We start from the raw sequence: 19,255 nt of genomic DNA, 5'->3' as shown, positions 1-19,255 counted from the left end.
CGCGGACAGAAGAGGGATGTGATGAAACCTCATCTGAGTATCAGAAGCAAGCTGTTTCTCTCCATACTTCTCATTCTCTGCGTCTCCTATTCGGTCCTTCTGTTCACCACGATCAACAGCATGAGCAGGTTTGTCGAGGAGCAGGTCAACAAAGATCTGGGCGAGCATTTGGGTTATGCCCGCAGCCAGTACTATTCCCGTGCCGAACTTGCCAAACATTCCTTTCTTCAGCCGGTGCAGGCTCCACCTGTGCGTGAACACCTCGTCGCCCGCGACCAGGAATGGCTGAAGGATGCACTTCAACGTTGGCGCAACGCCATCCCCTTTCTCGATATCATTACCATAATCGACAACCGGAAAAGAGTCATTGCCCGTGTCAACAACGACATCAACAATGACCGTTTCGAGCTGGGATACCTGCTCGACAAGGCGGTGCAGGAGAAGAAACCGGTCATTTCCACCGAACTTGTGCCGCATTCGCTGCTTGTCCGGGAGGGGAAGACCGACCTCGGGCTGGTGAACCAGAAGGAGGGAGACGCCATGATGGTTACCGTGGCCATGCCCCTCTTCACCCCCGACGGCAATCTCCTGGGCGGAATCATCGCTGGAGAGATCCTTAACAAGGGATCGCACCTGCCGTACATGATCCGCGATGTTTTCGGCAAGGAGATGGAGCTTGCCATAACCCAGGGGGGGATCGTAATCGCCAGCAGCCTGAAGGAGCAGCCTCCTGGGAGTTCACTGGATACAGCCATCCTGGACCGGCTGCAGAAGGGCCTCCCCTACTGGGGGAGGATGGAGACCGGCGATACATCATTCCGTACGGTTTATGAACCGATATTCAACAGCAGCAAGGAGTGGGTCGGAGCGCTTTCCGTTTCCATCCCGGAAGGAGAGTATCTCAGGGTCCGCAAGGACAACCAACGGAACATTCTCTTTTCGGCTACGATAGGGATCATCCTTTCCTTCGGAATCGCATACATTACTTCGAAGCACCTGACGCAGCCGCTGAAGGCAATTGCCGCAGGCGTGGAAAATGTGGAAATGGGAGATCTGAACCAGCGGCTTTACGTCAGGACGGCGGACGAATTCGGACTTCTTGCCGATGCGTTCAACCGGATGGCCAGCGCTCTTGCTGAAAGGGACGGGACGATAAGGCGTAAGACGGATGCGCTGCAGGAGCTTAACGAGCTGCTTGAAAACAGGGTGGCGGAACGAACCATTGAGTTGCGGATGGAGATGGGACGCCTGGAAGCAATCCTCACGAGCATGGCGGAGGGGATCGTCGTCACCAACAGCGACAACCAGGTCATCCTCTTCAATCCTGCCGCCCAGAAGATTCTCGACATCGTTCCCCACCGCGTGTTCCAGCAGCCGATAGAGCAGGTATGCCAGGCGGGGAATTTCTGCATCCTCTTCGACCTCATCAGCAAGCTGAGGAGCGACGACTCACGTTTCAGCGGCGGTGAGGAGGAGGTGACCGTCAAGGGGAAGAAGCTCAAGGTCAATGTATCTTCGATACTGGACGAGACGGGTGGTTTTGCAGGGGTCGTAATGTCCCTGAGGGATGTCACGCTGGAGGAGGAAGTGGATAGGATGAAGACCGAGTTCATCTCCACCGTCTCCCATGAGCTGAAGACTCCCCTTACCTCCATGAAAGGCTCCCTGCAGTTCATCATGAACAAGGGTAAATGGCTCACCGGCACCGAGCGTGAGCTGCTGACCGTGTGTCTGCGCAATACGGAGCGGCTCATCAGGCTCATCAACGACATCCTCGACATTTCCAAGATCGAAGCGGGACGGATAGAATTTACAATGAAGCCGCAGTCGATAGGGGAGCTTGTAATCTATTCCATCGAGGAGATAAAGAGCTTCGCCATGAGCCGCAACATCTCCATTGTAAACTGTGTCGGCGAAGAGATACCGATGGTGTATGGGGACCACGACAGGCTGGTGCAGGTCCTTACCAACCTCCTTTCAAACTCGGTAAAATTCTCACCAGCGGGCCAGGTGGTGATGGTAAGCGCGACGAGACAGGGGAACTATGTAGCCATCTCCGTAGCCGACCACGGCAAAGTCATTCTCTGGTCGGACCGTGACAAGCTCTTCAAGAAGTTCCAGCAGCTCGACAATACCGAGCGGGGCGAGCGGGGAGGAACCGGCCTGGGGCTCGCCATCTGCAAGGAGATCGTCGAGCGGCACCATGGCAGGATATATTACGAAATGGGGGCGGCGGGGGGAAATGTCTTCACCTTTACCGTCCCCGTCTACGAGGAGCAGCGATGAACAAAGACGTGATTCTCATTGTCGATGACGAGCCGGATATCAGCCTCATTCTCAAGCTTCAGCTGGAGGATGCCGGGTACCGGACCATCCGGGCGAGGGACGGGATCGAGGCCCTTGACTATCTCGCCAAGCAGAAATTCTCGTTGATGCTCCTCGACATCAAGATGCCGCGGATGGACGGTCTGCAGGTGCTGGCAAGGGCGCACACCGAATACCCGGAGGTGGCCGTCGTCATGATGACTGCCCACGGGAGCGAGGACATCGCCGTCGAGGCGATGAAAAAGGGGGCAATCGACTACATCTCCAAGCCGTTCTCCACGGATGATGCGCTGAAGCGAGTGGAGCGGGCGATCCAGTTCAACGAAACAAAGCAGGAGAACCTGCGCCTGCAGCTCCGCCTGGCCGAGGAGCAGAAAAAGACGGAAACGATCCTGCAGGGAATGGCGGACCTTCTGGTAGCGGTGGACACAGAGGGGCGCGTCATGATGGTGAACCGGACGGCCGGGAAGCTCCTTGCAAAGCCCAGTGGGGAAATGGTCGGAGCGAGGGTCGAAACGGTTCTGAAGGCGGACATAGCTCCGGAACGGCTCCCCTGCATGGTCGCCCTTCAGACCGCTTCCCCCTGCCTCGACGTGGGTTACAACCTCCGGATCGGACAGGAGGAGAAGATCGCCGTTCTGTCAAGTGCCGCGCCCCTTCATGACAGCTCGGGGAAACTGATCGGCGCAGTGGAGATCATACGCGACATCTCCGCGATGAAGGCCCTGGAGCAGGAGAAAGAGGATTTTGTAAGCATGCTCTCCCACGACCTGAAGACCCCCATCACCGCCGTGGTCGGGTCCATAGACCTGGTTCGCGAGGGGAGGCTCGGCCCGGTGAACGAGGAGCAGCAGGAGTTTCTCGAATCCGCAACAGAGAGCTGCGCCGAAATGGTAGAGCTGATCGATACTCTCCTCGATATCCACAAGTTCGAGGCAGGTAAAATGGTCCTGGATTTCAAGGTGGAGGAGCCGCCGCAGTTGATCCAGAAGGCGCTATCCCGCTTCCGCTCCGTGGCGAGGCGCACTCAGGTGAACCTCTATTCTACCCTCGCCCCGAACCTCCCCCCCATCAGAGTTGACCGCAACAAGTTTTCCAGGCTGCTCGGCAATCTTCTCACCAATGCATTCAAGTTCACGCCGGAAGGGGGAGAGATCGAGGTGTCGGCGCACCGGGCGCAAGATCTCCCGAACCTGAGGGAGCGGATGATCGCGACGGAAGCATACCCGGCCGACACTCTCCTTGCTGAAAAGGAGTACCTGCAGCTCACGGTGCGCGACAACGGCATCGGCATCCCCTCCGAGCTCCTGGGTCTCATTTTTGACCGCTTCGTACAAGCGAGGACCCGCCGGATAGGGAAGACCAAGGGGACCGGGCTGGGGCTTGCTTTCTGCCGGAAGGTGATGGATACCCATCAAGGCTATATATGGGCTGAGAGCAAGGATGGGAAGGGAAGCTCCTTCATACTGCTCTTTCCTGTTGCGTCGGAACCTCGTGAAGGGCGCGCTCAGTGAGCAGGACGACTGCGGCGCCGCTGAAGATAACTCTCATATTCCTGATTGCCGGCTGCGCCTGGATTCTTCTTTCAGACCTGATCCTGTCCACCCTGGTACGGGATCCCGCCCTCGTCGTGCGTCTCTCGATCTACAAGGGCTGGCTCTTCATGGTGGTAACCGCTGCCTACCTCTACTGGCTTGTCTACCGGTACATGGCGGCTATCCTGCGTTCCGAGCAGCGGCTCATGCAGCTCAACTCCGAGCTGGAGCAGCGCGTAGCGGAGAGAACTGCAGAACTGGGGGAGGCAAACCAGGAACTCGAAGCTATTTTCAGGGCGCTTCCGGATGTATTCATAAAACTCGACCGGAACGGGAGGATATTGGATTACCAGCACCCCGGCTGCAGCCAGAACACTTCCGTCAAGCCTGAAGCAATCGGAGATATTCTCCCTGGGAGTGCCCTGCTCCTGTTCAGGGAAGCTGTTGCAGCGCTGCCTGCTTCGGGGGAGCCTGTTTCCTTCGAATATATGGTGCAGGGGGCTGAGGAGGGGGAGCATTACGAGATCCGCCTGCTCCCCTATCAGCATCACCAGCTTATCGCGTTCATCCGCAACATAACCGACAGAAAACGGGCCGAGCAGGAGATCCATGACCTCAACGAGGATCTTCAGCGCCGCGCCTGCGAGCTGGAGGTGGCCAACGAGGAGCTGGAATCATTCGGATACTCGGTTTCCCACGATCTGCGCGCGCCGCTTCGTCACATCGACGGCTACAGCAAAGCGCTCCAGGAGGATTGCAGCGATCTTCTTCCGGTCGATGGAAAGATGTTCATCCAGCGGGTTCGCCACGCCGTCGTGCGGATGAACCAGCTTATCGACGACATGCTCAAGCTGGCCAACGTGACGAGTTGCGGCATTACCCGGCAGCCGGTCAATCTGAGCGGCATGGCGAGAACGATCATGAATGAACTGCAGCAGGCCCAGCCGGAGCGGAAAGTAGTAAGTTCCATCGGCGATGGCATTACAGCCTATGGAGATCCGAGACTGCTCCGGGTGGTAATGACGAACCTGCTGGGGAATGCCTGGAAGTACACCGGCAACAAGGATGCTGCCGAAATAGAGTTCGGATGTCTGAATTCGGATCAGGGGCCAACCTACTTCGTGCGCGATAACGGCGCCGGGTTCGACATGAACTATGCCGGGAAGCTGTTCAATCCGTTCCAGAGGCTCCACGGGCCGGAAGAATTTGAAGGGAGCGGGATCGGTCTCGCTACAGTCCAGCGCGTAATCCGCAGGCACGGAGGGAAAGTGTGGGGGGAGGGCATTACCGGGCAGGGAGCGACCTTCTTCTTCACCATCGGTGGTAATGCTGCAGGGGAACAAGGTGACGAATGAGTGAAGATCTGAAGATACTGCTGATAGAAGATTCGGAAGACGATGCGCGCCTTCTGCTTCGGGAGATAGAGCGAGGCGGATACCGGCCCGTCTGCAGGCGTGTGGAGACGGCTGAAGAAATGCAGGAAGCCCTTGCGGGCTCTGCGTACGACATCGTCCTCTCCGATTACCAGATGCCGCAGTTCAGTGCTCCCGCAGCACTTCGGATATTGAAGGAGAGCGGCCTGGACATCCCCTTCATCATCGTTTCGGGGAAGATCGGCGAAGAGCTCGCAGCGGCCGCCATCAAGGAGGGTGCTCACGATTACCTGATGAAGGAGAAGCTGTCGCGGCTCATACCTTCCATAGAGCGGGAACTGCGGGAGGCCCATGAACGGCGCAGCCGCAGAAATGCCGATAACGCAATCCGTGCGGGCAAGATGGAGTGGGAGGCAGTCATAGACTCGGTCTCGGACCTGATATTCCTTACCAGCACAGACGGCACCATCATCCGCTGCAACAGGAAGTCCATCGAGTACTTCAACACCGACTACCAGGAGCTTATCGGCAGGAATATCGGGCAGGTCTTCTACGGGAGCAGCGCCGAGCAGCAGAACATTTTCAAGGTGCAGCCGACGGCCCAGGAGACATTTGAAGAAATAACATTCCCGACACTCAAGGGGTGGTTCCACGTCTCGATCTGTCCGATGCGCTCGACAACCAGGGAGCTCAAGGGTCTTGTGCACGTGATCAAGGACATCACCCAGAGCAAGAAAATGGAGGAGGAGAAGCAGATCAGCGATCGGGAGCTTCTCACCCTTCATGCCGTGGCCTTCCGGCTCAATTCGAAGATCGGCGCCAACAAGATCATGAACGACCTCCTGCTCCAGTTGCATACCATCCTGCAGGTAGACTTCGCCAGCATCCATCTTCTCGACGACAACTTTCTCAGGCTGAAGGCATCCTTCGGTCTTTCCCGCACCTTCGAAGCGGCCATCAAGAGACTCCCCAACTACGTTCCGTGGCTTAGCCAGGTGCTTTCGGGGAAGCCTTACAAATCCAAGGCGGCGGACCGGGAACTGCCGGCCAATGTGCTGCGGACTGCCAGCGACATGGGAATGCAGGCATGGTGTGTGGTGCCGCTGAAGATCGGCCAGGAGGTGATGGGGGTGCTGATGGTGGCACACAAGGCCGAAAAAGCTTACTCCGACCGTGAGGTCTTTCTGCTTACGTCGATCGCCAGCCAGCTGGCTGTACTGATCGAGAACCATACCCTCTACGACCGGATGAAGGAGCAGAACGTCGAGTTGCAGCTGAGCCGCCAGGAGCTGAAAGACAACCTGCTGCGCGTCAAGGAGGCGAATACCGAGCTGGAGCGGCTGAACGACGCCAAGAACAGCTTCATCGGCATGGCGTCCCACGAGCTGAAAACGCCCATCACTTCGATTCTGGGCGGGGTCGAGTTCCTCCTCAAGTACAGCGGCCTGCAGATGACGCCGGAGCAGCTCGATATCTTCACCTCCGTATACGAGGGAGTCACCCAGCTGAAGACCCTCGTGGACGACCTCCTCTCGATCTCCCGACTGGAGGCGGACGGGATAATTCTGCAGAAGCGCTCCCTCAGGATGATCCCCCTCTGCCGGGAGATACTAGATACCTTCGCGCTCCCATTGTCCAAACGGCAGTTGGTGATTGATATCACCGGTGACGATACTCCGGTGCTTGCCGACGAGGCTTTTTCCAAGCTGGCTATCAGGAATTTGCTGGAGAATGCGATAAAATTTACACCTGACGGTGGAAAGGTAGAAGTTACCGCAAGTCTCACCGGCAGGGGAGAGCTACTCAGCGAACAGGAGTTGCTGGAGCCTTTCTATCCGGGGCTCGGAAATCTGCTGGATGGCGTGTCTCTCTTTTACCGGCTCGATGTCCGGGACAGCGGTATCGGCATACCTCCTGAGGAGCGGGTAAGGGTGTTCGAGAAATTTTACGGTATCGGCGATATCGCCTATCACTCCTCCGGGAAGACCGAATTCATGTCTAAAGGGACGGGACTCGGACTTGCCATCGTGAGGGGAATCATGGACGCGCACCACGGATTTGTCTGGACATCCGCCTCACGTGACGGCGGAAGCGTCTTCTCGCTTCTCTTTCCCGCAGATCCTCCAGCGACCGATCAATGAGTCCTGCCATTTCTATCGCAGCGGTCAGCAAGCATTATGGACCGCTTGTGGCCGTAGACCGGTTTTCCCTTGAAGTCGAAACGGGGACGATCTTCGGTCTCCTGGGGCCTAACGGGGCCGGGAAGACTACGCTCATCCGGATACTTACCACACTTATCCGCCCCACCAGCGGTGATGCCTTGATAGAGGGGCACAGCGTGTTGTCGGCAGGGAAGAAGGTTCGAGGTCTCATCGGCGTCGTGCCTCAGGAAAACAATCTCGACCGTTACCTGACGGCCCGGGAGAACCTGGTGCTCCACGCCAGGATGCACCGGATGCATCCAGCCGAGTACAACCCGCACATCGACCGGCTTCTCGATCTGATCGGACTTTCCGGGCGGCAGCACGATTTTCCCGATACCTTCTCCGGCGGAATGCAACGTCGGCTCGTCGTTGCCAGGGCCCTGGTGCACCATCCGCGGGTGCTCTTCCTCGATGAGCCGACTACCGGGCTGGACCCGCAGTCGCGGCGCGCGGTCTGGGAATACATCGAGTCCCTGAAGGAGAAGATGACGATCTTTCTCACCACCCATTACATGGACGAGGCGGATGCCCTTTGCGACCGGATCGTCATCATGGACCATGGCGAGGCCCTCGTAGATGGAACTGCCGCCGAGCTCAAGGAACGGATGGCCCATGCCCATATTTACGAGCTTGAGTTCGTCCGGGACGCCGACAGATACGAGGCCATGCTGAAAGAGATGAATTTCGTCCGGAACGTCGAGCGGAGCGGGAACGGTTTCCGACTTACCCTGACCGATGAGGAATCGCTGAAACCACTCATGGACCGGATCGGCAGTTCCGACATCCGTAAGATCTGCCTGCGGGAACCCTCTCTGGAGGATGTGTTTATCGAGCTCACCGGAAGGACGGTGAGGGAGTGAGAACCGGTCGAGGAAAAACAGCCATCTCGCCGCCGTCCTCGTCGAAGGCGCCGCCATATTCGCGCCCTTCCGCCGCCGGCTCCTCCTCAGGCTCCTCGACGTAGCGCTGCTACGCCTGCGGGCCATCGGTCGTCGCCGTCGACGGAATCATCGCGAATCTGTCGCCGCTGGTAGACATAGGAAGCGGCATGCCGCATCGGTGTTTAGCTTCCGCTGGCTTTCTGCGGGTGCGACGATCTAACTGTTTTTGAGCGACCTGACCTGTTGGCGCAAAGGGTTTCATAGAAACCGGTTCGCACGGTTACGGAGGCATATGTTCAGTGGAGCTATAAATATCTGGCGGCGTGACATGCTCGTGCTGCGCCGAAGCATCCTTTCGGAGTTCGTGGCGGTGATCGCCTATCCGCTCACGCTCTACCTTGCCTTCGGCATCGGCCTCAAGGGGTATATCAACGAAGTCGACGGCATCCCGTATTCCCTCTTCATCGCTCCAGGGCTGATTTCCATGACCGCCGTCAACTCTGCCTTCAACGAAAGCGCCTGGAGCATGTGGTTCCATCGCCGTGTGCAGCACACTATTGAAGAATACCGTGTAGCTCCAATCACCGTCTACGATATCGTCATCGGGAAGATCATTTCAGGTTTTACCCAGGGGGTCATCAAGGGGATGGCCGTAGGGGTCGTGATCTTCATCCTCACCCCATTCCGCTTCCCTCCGTCGAATCTCTTCGTCTACCTTCTCTACATCTTCCTCGGCTCCATCATTTTTTCCTGCGTAGGCACCATTTGCGGCACCACCATCGACAAGCCTGAAAACATCGGACGTATCGAGGCGGTGGTGATCATTCCCCTGGTATTCATGTCGGGAGTGTTCTTCCCGCTTTCTTCATACCCTCCTGCGGTGCTACCGGCAATAACCGCTCTTCCCACTACCGCCATTTTCGATGGCGCTCGTGAGTCACTGCTCTACGGTACCCTCTCGCCCGGATACATGACACTCTTAGCTATTACGGCCATAGCGATCTTCGTCATAGCAGTCTACACCTTCAATCGTAAGATCGAGGAGTGACGCCGGCCCCGCCGGCTTCAGGAGCGGTGAAATTCCTTGAGTTCCGCGCCCCTTTCATAGTAGTCTGACACATTAAAAAACCTCTCCCTCCAACAGGAGTTGCACTGGGGGGCTGTGACCTGCGACAGTTTATCCGGAGATACCATGGCTGAAGAATTCATACCGAAATGGGTTGCCTGGGAAACCACCCAGAAATGCAACCTCAAATGCGTCCACTGCCGCTGCTCCTCAGATATGACCTCTTCCGAAGGGGACTTCACTACCGAAGAGGGGAAGAAGCTTCTCAAGGAGATATCCGACTTTTCGAAGCCGGTGGTTGTACTCTCCGGCGGTGAGCCGCTCCTGCGCCCCGACATATTCGAACTCGCAGAATACGGTACGTCGCTCGGCCTTCGCATGTGCATGGCCACCAATGGCGCCCTCGTCAACGACGAGATTTGCGAAAAGATGAAGAAGGCGGAGATCAAGATGGTCTCCCTTTCCCTCGACGGGTCCTGTGCAGAGGTTCACGATGATTTCCGCCAGTGCCCCGGGGCCTTCCAGGGGGTGGTGAAGGCGGCCGAGCACTTCCGCCGCCACGGCCAGAAGTTCCTCATCAACTCCTCCTTCACGAAGAGGAACCAGCACGATATCGCTGCCACTTTCAAGACGGCCAAGTCACTCGGCGCCACGGCGTGGTACATGTTCATGATCGTACCCACAGGTCGCGGGGAAGAGATCATGAATGAGCTCATCTCCAAGGAGGACTACGAGGAGATTCTGGACTGGCACTACCACCAGGAGAAGCTTGAGGACGACATCCTCATGCGCCCCACCTGCGCCCCCCATTATTACCGGATTGTCCCCCAGAAGGCGAAGGCCGAGGGGGTGAAGTTCGAGCGCCGCTCACTCACCTTTTCCACCGGCGGAGGGAAGGGTTGTATCGCTGCCCAGACCATTTGCCTCATCGACTGCTTCGGCAACGTCAAGCCCTGTTCCTACTTCCACCGCACCGCCGGCAACGTTAAGAACACCCCGTTCCGGGAGATATGGGAGAACTCGGAGATCTTCAAGGACCTGCGCAACTTCAAGGCGTACAAGGGTAAATGCGGGGAGTGCGAGTATATCAACGTCTGCGGAGGGTGCAGGGCTCGCGCTGACGCAGTGTACGGGGATTACATGGCAGAGGAACCGTTTTGCAACTATGTACCTATCCGCGTGCGCGGATAAGGAACGCGACCTTCCGCCCATCTTGCCGCCGTCCTCCTCGCTTCCTTGTGCGACGTGGCGCTGCCACGCCTCCGCGGGCGCTCCTGCGGGTGCGACAATCTGGACGAAATCTCGCGTTCCGTGGTTTTAGTCGAAGGTAACATCTAACAGCTGGTGAAATCAGGTTGTTCAAAAACAGTCAGATCGTCGCACCCGCAGAAAGCCCACGCGGAGGCGTAGCAGCGCTACGCCGCACAAGGGCGGCTTTCGAGGACGGCGGCGAGATGGCTGTTTTTCAACAACCTCCAAAAGCAAATAATTCCTGAGGAGGATTTTGGATGAACACTCGTTTTCTCGATGCCTGCTGGGGCAAACCCGTTGACAGGACGCCTGTGTGGCTGATGCGGCAGGCGGGGCGTTATCTCCCTGATTACATGAGGGTGCGTTCCAAGTGCACGTTCCTCGAACTGTGCAAGACGCCGGAGCTTGCCGCCGAAGTGACGATACAGCCTGTGGACATCCTGGGCGTCGACGCTGCTATTCTTTTCTCCGACATTCTCACGCCGGTGGAGCCGATGGGGCTCAAGCTAGACTTCGTCCCCGGACCCGTCTTCGAAAACCCGGTCCGCACCATGGCCGACGTGGAGAAGCTCCGCATACCCGATCCGGAAGCGGACGTACCCTACGTCCTCGAAGCCATCAAGATCCTTCGCCGTGAGCTCGCCACTAAGGTTCCCCTCATCGGCTTTGGCGGCGCGCCGTTCACCCTCGCCTGCTATATGGTCGAGGGGAAAGGCTCCAAAGACTGGGCCACCATCAAGAAGATGATGTATTCCGCTCCCGAGGTCTTCCACGCCCTCATGGAGAAGGTCACCATGATGGACATGGAGTACCTGAACGCCCAGATCAAGGCCGGCGCCCAGGCCATCCAGGTCTTCGACACCTGGGGCGGCGTCCTCTCCCCCACCGACTACGAAAAGTACGTCCTCCCCTACACCACAAAGCTCATCAACGGCCTGAACCGCCAGAACACCCCGGTGATCCACTTCGTCAAGGGTGCTGGCACAATGCTCGACATCGTCCAGAAGGCAGGCGGCGACGTCATGGGCCTTGACTGGCACATCAACCTCGGCAAGGCACGCGACATCCTTGGCCCGAAGATGGCGGTGCAGGGGAACCTCGATCCGACGGTTCTTTACGCGCCGAAGGAGGTCATCGAGGCGGAAGTGAAGCGGGTCCTCGACGAGAACGCAGGGCGCCCCGGGCACATCTTCAATCTCGGGCATGGAATACTCCCGACGGTCCCGCCGGAGAATGCGATCCACATGGTCGAATGCGTGCACAGGTTGTCGCAGAAATAAGAAAGCTTGTTCTCTGAAGCGATGTTACGAGGCGGCCCGTTGGCCGCCTTTCTTTTGATAGAACAATAGGCGACAGGAGAGCTCCCGCTTCACGTGGTGAAGTGCCGCTCCCCTTCATCCTGATAACGGAGACAAGAAATGGAATGCAAAGGAAATCCCGACAAGTGCGCCTGCACCTACCAGTGCGAAAATCGCGGCAACTGCTGCGCCTGCATCGCCTACCACAGGCCGAAGAACGAGTTCCCTGCCTGTTTCTTCACCCCCGCTGCCGAGCGGAGCTATGATCGCTCCTTTGCGCGGCTAGTAAAGGACCGGGAGGGGCGGTGAAGTTTCCTCCCCTTTTGGAAGGGACTCTGGTAAAGCGGTACAAGCGGTTTCTGGCGGACGTGGTTCTTCCTTCCGGCGAAACCGTCACCGTCCACTGCCCCAACTCGGGGAGCATGCTTCGCTGCTCTTCTCCCGGTACCACCGTCTATCTCTCCGACTCCTGCTCGCCCACACGGAAATGCCGCTACACCTGGGAGCTTCTTCAGGACGGCTCCACCTTCGTCTGCGTCAACACCTCTAGGACTAACCGCGTCGTCGCCGAGGCGCTCCACGAAGGTGCCATACCTTCCCTCTCCGGTTACCAGATCATCCGTCCAGAATACCCGTATGGCGAGAGCCGCCTCGATTTCTTCCTCTCCGGTGGAAAAGGGGACTGCCTCCTGGAGGTAAAGAGCGTGACGCTGGCGGAGGGTTGCCGGGCGACCTTCCCAGATGCGGTGACGGAACGGGGACGGCGGCACCTGACGGAGTTGCGTCGCGGGGTGGCGGAAGGGAAGAGAGGGGTTATACTGTTCGTCATTCAGAGGACGGATTGCGATTCGTTTTCCCCTGCCGATTCTATCGATCCGAAGTACGGCGCAGCGCTGCGTGAGGTTGTCTCAGCAGGTGTAGAGGCTCTTGCTTTCAGGACCACCATCACAACAGAGGAGATTCGACTGGCGGAGCCGGTCCCGGTGGTTCTTTAAGGATCCCATCAGGAGGCAATGATGAAGGTGTATCGCCTGGAGCGGGTGCAGCTTCTTCGGACGACGGTGGAAGAGGCATGGCGCTTTTTTTCCGACCCGGCCAACCTGCCTCTCATAACACCGCCTTCTCTCGGCTTCCGCGTGACTTCTCCGCTTCCTGGGCGAATGTATCCCGGGATGCTGGTAACTTACACGGTGACTCCCTTCCCGCCGCTCCGCGTTGTATGGGTGACCGAGATCACTCATGTCAGCGAGCCCCACTACTTCGTGGACGAGCAGCGGTTCGGGCCGTACCGGCTCTGGCACCACGAGCACCACTTCCGACAGGCCGAGAGCGGAGTCGAAATGGCTGATACCGTCACCTACGCTCTCGGATTCGGGCTCGCAGGCCGTATGGCGGCTCCCTTCGTGGCGGCGCGGCTGCGGCAGATTTTCGACTTTCGCCATGGGGTTCTGTCTCAGATGTGGTAGCTGACTCTTCTTGCTTCCTGGTAGAAATGCGCTAGCCTTATCGACATGAAAATTTGCAACCAGATCATATCTGTTCGTGTGCTGCTCGTAGGGATTCTCCTGGCGGGGTCCGCTGCTGCGGGCCCTTGCCCTCCCACCGAGCCGGACGAAGTCGGACCGTTCTATAAGCCGAACGCGCCTCTGAGGTCGAAGATCGGCACAGGGTATGTCCTCTCCGGCGTTGTCCGCTCCTCTGTCGATTGCCGTCCTCTTCCCAATGCCCGGATCGAATTCTGGCAGGTGGGGCCCCAGGGGGAATACGATGATGCGCATAGGGCCACCATCATCTCGGACTCCAGGGGGAGGTACCAGCTCGTCACCCACTTCCCCCCACCCTACATGACCCGCCCGTCCCACATCCATATACTTGTCCAGGCTCCCGGCTATCAGCGACTCATCACGCAGCACTATCCGCGGAAGAGTGCGCGGAGCGGGCGGTTCGATCTGGTGCTGATTCCGGATTGAAAATGAAAAAGGCCCGCATTGTTCGCGGACCTTCATTCTGAACTGTCCCCTTTTCACGGGGCATTGCCGGCTTCCTGGTGCAGTCGGCTCGGTACTTCGCTATGTGTTTTTTCTGTCCGGTGGAGTGTCCTCGATAAGCATCCTCCTTCTTCCAAACAGCCGTTACAGGTAGCTACCCTGATGTAACTATAGCGACCAGTATCTGAAACTTCCAGTCTGGTAATAATTTTTTTTCGGGATATACTTGCTAGGTTTGACATTCGTCCCCAGGTCCCGCCAAACTTCCCCTCCCGTTGACTTCCCCCAGTTCTCAATTACGATGAAACAGTAGATTACTTCATTTTCCGACGCGGAGGTGTCCCATGATCATGCCGGAAAAGAAGATGATGCTCTCCCCGGTGTGGCTCCTGGTTGCAGTGATTACATTTATAGCCGGTTTTACCATCCTCGGCTATCTGGCTATGCGCATCAACCGGGAACACCCTCCCATTCCCAGCCAGGTGGTAAGCGCGGACGGGAGAGTGCTTTTCGGCAGCTCCGAAATAATGGCGGGGCAACACCTTTTCCAGAAGTACGGACTCATGCAGTACGGCACCCTGTTCGGCCACGGTGCCTATCTCGGCCCAGATTTTACCGCCCAATACCTGCACCTGGCCGGTGAAGAGATGCAGGCATACTACAGGGGCGAAGGAGTTTCCGCGGCTGAGGCGGCAGAACGGGTCAGGAGGGAATTGAAGAACAATACGTACGACGCGGCAACCGGCACCCTGACATTCAGCAGCGGCCAGGCCCGCGCCTTCGAGTCCATGGTCGATTACTACGGTAAGTGGTTCGGCCCTCCACAGACGCAGCAGGGGTTGCGGCGCCCCCACCTGCGCGATCAGGAAGAGATCAGGGCGCTCACCTCCTACTTTTCATGGGCGGCCTGGACGAGTGCGGCGGTCCGACCAGGCACTTCCTATTCCTATACCAACAACTGGCCCCCCGATCCGCTCGCTGCCAACGTTCCCACTGCTGATGCTCTCATATGGAGCGTGCTGAGTCTCGTGGCGCTTCTGGGTGGTGTCGGGGTAATTCTATTCGCGTTCGGTCGGTATCATTGGCTCGGGTGGCATCGTGATGAGCCGGGGGTGCGCGCATCTGCGTCTTTCAGGCCTGTAGACAAGGTCAACCTCACACCTTCACAGCGGGCAACTGCCTGGTACTTCCTGGTAGTCGCCGGGCTCTTTCTCTGCCAGGGGCTGCTCGGAGGAGTGAATGCCCATTATCACGTGGAGCCGGAGGGTTTCTATGGCTTACCCATCGGGGAGATCCTCGCCTACAACCTTTCCAGAATGTGGCACCTGCAACTGGCCCTTTTCTTTGTGGCATCCAGTTTCCTCGCAATGGGGATATTCATCACCCCGATTATCGCAGGGAAGGAGCCGCCTCACCAGGACAAGCTTGCCCTGCTTCTCTTCGGCGCGTTGGTCGTGGTCGTCGTGGGAAGCCTTGCCGGTGAAGCTGCAAGCCTGATGGGGAAGATGCCGGGGGATCTGGCCTGGTTCTGGGTGGGGGCGCAAGGATGGGAATTCCTCGATCTGGGGCGGCTCTGGCAGATGCTTCTCACAGTGGGGATGATCCTGTGGCTCGTGATCCTCGTGCGGGGCCTCAAAGAACGGCTTCCGGAGGAGCATCCCGGTAACATGCCATGGCTCTTTCTCTACAGTGCGCTTTCTATTCCCCTCTTCTATGCGGCGGGCATGGTGTTCGGACGGAACGTGAACTTCGCCGTCATGGATTTCTGGCGGTTCTGGGTGGTTCATCTCTGGGTGGAAGACTTTCTCGAACTGTTTACCACGATCATGGTTGCCTACATCTTCGTCCTGCTCGGCGTGGTACGTCCACGGGTAGCTGCCACCATCGTCTATCTGGATATCATTCTCTATTCGGTGGGCGGCGTCATCGGCACCATGCACCACCTCTACTTCAGCGGCGCCCCGGCTGCACACATGGCTTTCGGGGCATTTTTCTCGGCAATGGAGGTCATTCCCCTCGTCCTGCTGACCTACGAGGCCTGGCGGTTCATGCAGTTGGGTGCCCCGGCCGCGCGGGATATATCCATTTTTAGTGTCAGCACCGCCGACTTCCCCCACAAGTGGGCGGCTATGTTTCTCGTGGCGGTCGGCTTCTGGAACTTCCTCGGCGCAGGGGTCTTCGGCTTTCTGATCAATCTTCCAATCGTGAGTTACTACGAGATCGGAACGCAGTGGACCGCGAATCACGGCCACGGCGCGCTGATGGGGGTTTACGGGATGCTTGCCATGGGGTTCTTCATGTTCGTCGCCCGCTACTTCATTCCCCGTGACCGGAAGAGCGACCTTGCCATGGGGTGCGCTTTCTGGAGCATGAATATCGGGCTCGCATGGATGCTTTTCATAAACCTTTTCCCGGTGGGGCTGCTCCAGCTTAATGATGCCCTCTCCCGCTCCTACTGGCATGCGCGGGAGCCGGACTTCTTCAAGCAGCCGCTCGTAAGGTTCTTTGAGTGGCTGCGATTCCCTGGTGACATGCTGTTTATTGTCGGAGGAATCTTTCCTGTGGTGTATCTTGCGGTACGGATGTTCCTGAACCGGAACCGTCCAGGTATTTCGGGCAGCGCCGGGAATGAATTCACCACAAGTTAACCGGCGGGCAGAGACACTGTAAGGCTCCTTCGGGCATCGCGGGAACCTGTGTCTGCCGGCATGCATCCATTTTCCCATTCCTGAAGTGGTTTCATATATCCTAACTGCAAACCCCCTTTGTTGCTCCTCCCGGCGAGGCGTCAGCCGCGGCTTTTGTCTGCTGACGATGGCTGCCACAGCGGCTCTTTTTAATATTGACAAATCGTGATACTCCCCACACAATGGCCCGTTCCCGCGGGGAACGTGCAGTAAACATCGATGTGCCCGGAGGATATGCGGTGGTCGAAAAGAGCCGGCAACTGATGCAGGGGAACGAGGCAATTGCCCGCGGGCTCGTTGAAAACGGTTGCGTTGTAGCAACATCGTATCCGGGGACGCCGGCATCGGAGATCCTTGGAGCGGTGATGGCATGGAAGGAGGGGGAGCGCCTTTCCATGCATACCGAGTGGTCGGTGAACGAGAAGGTGGCGCTCGAGGTCGCATATGCCGCGAGCCAGTCGGGGCTTCGCGCCGCCGTTGCAATGAAGCAGGTCGGGCTGAATGTCGCCTCCGATCCTTTCATGAGTGCGGCCTATCTCGGCGTCACCGGGGGGTTCATCGTCATCAGCGCCGACGACCCGGGCCCACACTCCTCCCAGACGGAGCAGGACAGCCGGCTCCTTGCCATGCTGGCAAAGGTTCCGGTGCTCGATCCCGACTCTCCGGCCCACGCGAAAGAACTTACGGGCGTGGCTTTTGAGCTGTCAGAGATATTCAGGGTGCCGGTCATGCTCCGCCCTACGACGCGGGTCTGTCATGCCTGCCAGGATATAGCACCCGCTCCCGTCACAAAACTTGATCGGAAGGCTAATTTCATAAAGGACCCTTCGCGCTGGGCGGCCACCCCCAAGTTCCGTTACCGGCTCCACCTGGAGCTGAACGAGAAGCTAGCCAAGATAGCGGCTTATGGCCCCACCGCACCTCGCCTTCTCAATTCTCCTTCCCCCGGCCAAAAGGCCGTCATCGCCTCGGGGGCTGTCGCAGGCCATACCCGGGAGGTGATGAAGAGTCTCGGGCTGTGGGACCGACTTCCCCTGTATCAGGTAATCCAGCCTTTTCCGCTCCATACCGGATTTATGGACGAGGTCCTTTCTTCTTTCGATGAAATCCTGGTGCTGGAGGAGACTACGGGCGTTATCGAGATGCAGCTGCGCGACCGCAGCAAGGTGCGGGGCAAGATTTCAGGGGCGGTACCAGAGGCGGGTGAGCTGCTCCCCGAGCTTGTCGAGCAGATACTCGCAGGCTTCGCGGGCATACCTGCTCCGGCAGTCCCGGAGCCACCTGCGGCAGCGGGACGAAGGCCCACACTCTGTCCGGGCTGTCCGCACCGGGCAAGCTTCTATGCGATCAAACGGGCCGCTCCCAAAGGGATCTATCCCAGCGACATAGGCTGCTATACCCTCGGCCTGAACCTTGGGGCGGTGGATACGGTGCTCTGCATGGGCGCGGCGGTCAGCCAGGCCGCAGGCTTCTACCATGCCTACCGTGTGACGGGAGAGCAGCGGGATATCATTGCAACGGTAGGCGATTCGACCTTTTTTCATGCCGGGATACCCCCACTGATAGACGCGGTGGTTCAGGGCTCGCGCTTCGTACTGCTCATTCTGGACAACACGACTACTGCCATGACCGGGAACCAGCCTACCCCCGCCATGGGAACGGAGGCGGGACAGGCCGTTGACATTGCCACAGTTGTAAGTGGTTGCGGCGTGCGGTTCTGCAAAACGGGGGACCCTCTGGATCTTCCGGAATTCACGAAGCTCGTCAAGGAGGCGGTGGAGTTCGCGCGGACCGACAGCGTAGCCGTAGTTATCGCAAAGAGCCCGTGCCTCGTGGACAGGAACATGCCTCGGCAAAAGCGGGTTCAGGCGGAAGTGGATGCCACCTGTACCGGCTGCGGCATATGCAGGAGCCAGTTCGAATGCCCTGCTCTCATCGTCGAAGAGGCCACCGGGAAGGTCCAAGTTGATCTCCTGATCTGCAGCGGGTGCGGAGTATGTCTTGACGTCTGCCCCTCCCGCTCGATCAGGCGGAAGGAGCAGCAATGATCTCGCAGCAGCTCATCATTTCCGGCGTCGGTGGGCAGGGGATTCTATTTGTCACCCGCCTCTTAGCCGAGACTGCTATCTCCAAGGGATTGCCGGTAATGACATCCGAGACGCACGGCATGGCCCAGCGGGGGGGTATAGTCATATCCCACCTCAAGGTGGGTGAGTTCGCAAGCCCGCTGGTTCGGCCGGGGCAGGCTGATGGACTCCTGGCACTGAAACCGGAGAATGTCATGCTTCATCGCCACTTCCTCCGGAAGGAAGGCTGGATTGTCGGTAACGCCTCCTCTGTTGCCGTCGTCGAGGATGAGCACCCCATAGCGACACTCGATGCCGATGCCATGGCGCTCTCCCGGGGTACTCCCCAGGCGGTGAATCTTATGGTTCTGGGACGGGCTCTTGCCGAGCCGGGAAGGCTTTTCTGCAGTGTCGGCGAAGTGGAGGAGATGATACGGGTGAAGCTGGTGCGGAAGCCGGCCCTGCTGGAGGACTCACTTGCCGCCCTGCGTGCAGGGATTGAGGCTTGAGGGTGGAGCCGGCCTGAGCTTTTCCTCCAGCCTTGCCTGATCCGCGTGCATCCGGGTTAATTGCAACCCCTC

At 58.3% G+C, this 19,255-nt stretch carries 15 protein-coding genes; all 15 read left to right on the top strand.

Annotated features, from left to right (window positions below):
• Positions 1 to 21 precede the first annotated feature (21 nt).
• The 15 genes from CFB04_RS13440 to CFB04_RS13370 all read left to right on the top strand — a co-directional run bounded on the left by CFB04_RS13440 (position 22) and on the right by CFB04_RS13370 (position 19,183).
• Entirely contained in the window at positions 22 to 2,286 is a 2,265-nt protein-coding gene (locus tag CFB04_RS13440; RefSeq protein WP_088535747.1) for an ATP-binding protein, read from the top strand.
• Complete coding sequence (locus tag CFB04_RS13435; protein ID WP_088535746.1) at positions 2,283 to 3,839, top strand: response regulator; 1,557 nt, start codon at positions 2,283 to 2,285, stop codon at positions 3,837 to 3,839. The genes CFB04_RS13440 and CFB04_RS13435 overlap by 4 nt, the downstream gene beginning before the upstream one ends.
• Positions 3,836 to 5,215: an ATP-binding protein gene (locus CFB04_RS13430; protein ID WP_088535745.1), complete on the top strand. Its 1,380-nt coding sequence runs from the start codon at positions 3,836 to 3,838 to the stop codon at positions 5,213 to 5,215. The genes CFB04_RS13435 and CFB04_RS13430 overlap by 4 nt, the downstream gene beginning before the upstream one ends.
• Positions 5,212 to 7,374 carry an ATP-binding protein gene (locus CFB04_RS13425; protein WP_088535744.1) on the top strand — a complete coding sequence of 721 codons (2,163 nt, stop codon included), beginning with the start codon at positions 5,212 to 5,214 and terminating at the stop codon, positions 7,372 to 7,374. Before CFB04_RS13430 ends, CFB04_RS13425 begins: the two co-directional genes overlap by 4 nt.
• On the top strand, positions 7,371 to 8,297 hold the full coding sequence (locus tag CFB04_RS13420; protein WP_088535743.1) for an ATP-binding cassette domain-containing protein: 927 nt from the start codon (positions 7,371 to 7,373) through the stop codon (positions 8,295 to 8,297). Before CFB04_RS13425 ends, CFB04_RS13420 begins: the two co-directional genes overlap by 4 nt.
• Before the next feature lie 313 nt (positions 8,298 to 8,610).
• Complete coding sequence (locus tag CFB04_RS13415) at positions 8,611 to 9,366, top strand: ABC transporter permease (protein ID WP_088535742.1); 756 nt, start codon at positions 8,611 to 8,613, stop codon at positions 9,364 to 9,366.
• 144 nt (positions 9,367 to 9,510) lie between these two features.
• Complete coding sequence (locus tag CFB04_RS13410) at positions 9,511 to 10,575, top strand: radical SAM protein (RefSeq protein ID WP_088535741.1); 1,065 nt, start codon at positions 9,511 to 9,513, stop codon at positions 10,573 to 10,575.
• Positions 10,576 to 10,892: 317 nt separating this feature from the next.
• Positions 10,893 to 11,915, top strand: a complete 1,023-nt coding sequence (gene hemE, locus CFB04_RS13405; protein WP_088535740.1) for a uroporphyrinogen decarboxylase — start codon at positions 10,893 to 10,895, stop codon at positions 11,913 to 11,915.
• Between the two features lie 138 nt (positions 11,916 to 12,053).
• Complete coding sequence (locus CFB04_RS13400; protein WP_088535739.1) at positions 12,054 to 12,242, top strand: hypothetical protein; 189 nt, start codon at positions 12,054 to 12,056, stop codon at positions 12,240 to 12,242.
• Positions 12,239 to 12,928 carry a DNA/RNA nuclease SfsA gene (gene sfsA, locus CFB04_RS13395; RefSeq protein ID WP_088535738.1) on the top strand — a complete coding sequence of 230 codons (690 nt, stop codon included), beginning with the start codon at positions 12,239 to 12,241 and terminating at the stop codon, positions 12,926 to 12,928. Before CFB04_RS13400 ends, sfsA begins: the two co-directional genes overlap by 4 nt.
• 18 nt (positions 12,929 to 12,946) lie before the next feature.
• Entirely contained in the window at positions 12,947 to 13,399 is a 453-nt protein-coding gene (locus tag CFB04_RS13390) for an SRPBCC family protein (RefSeq protein ID WP_231934185.1), read from the top strand.
• A 45-nt stretch (positions 13,400 to 13,444) separates the two neighbouring features.
• A complete protein-coding gene (locus tag CFB04_RS13385; protein ID WP_088535736.1) occupies positions 13,445 to 13,903 on the top strand; it encodes an intradiol ring-cleavage dioxygenase in 459 nt (152 codons plus the stop codon).
• A gap of 362 nt (positions 13,904 to 14,265) precedes the next feature.
• Complete coding sequence (locus tag CFB04_RS13380) at positions 14,266 to 16,569, top strand: nitric-oxide reductase large subunit (RefSeq protein ID WP_088535735.1); 2,304 nt, start codon at positions 14,266 to 14,268, stop codon at positions 16,567 to 16,569.
• A 302-nt stretch (positions 16,570 to 16,871) separates the two neighbouring features.
• Entirely contained in the window at positions 16,872 to 18,656 is a 1,785-nt protein-coding gene (locus CFB04_RS13375) for a thiamine pyrophosphate-dependent enzyme (RefSeq protein WP_231934489.1), read from the top strand.
• Complete coding sequence (locus tag CFB04_RS13370) at positions 18,653 to 19,183, top strand: indolepyruvate oxidoreductase subunit beta (RefSeq protein WP_088535733.1); 531 nt, start codon at positions 18,653 to 18,655, stop codon at positions 19,181 to 19,183. The genes CFB04_RS13375 and CFB04_RS13370 overlap by 4 nt, the downstream gene beginning before the upstream one ends.
• The last annotated feature ends 72 nt before the right edge of the window (positions 19,184 to 19,255 follow it).

It is taken from the genome of Geobacter sp. DSM 9736 (assembly GCF_900187405.1).
Classification (GTDB): domain Bacteria; phylum Desulfobacterota; class Desulfuromonadia; order Geobacterales; family Geobacteraceae; genus DSM-9736.
This window is presented reverse-complemented; position numbering and strand designations above follow the sequence as displayed.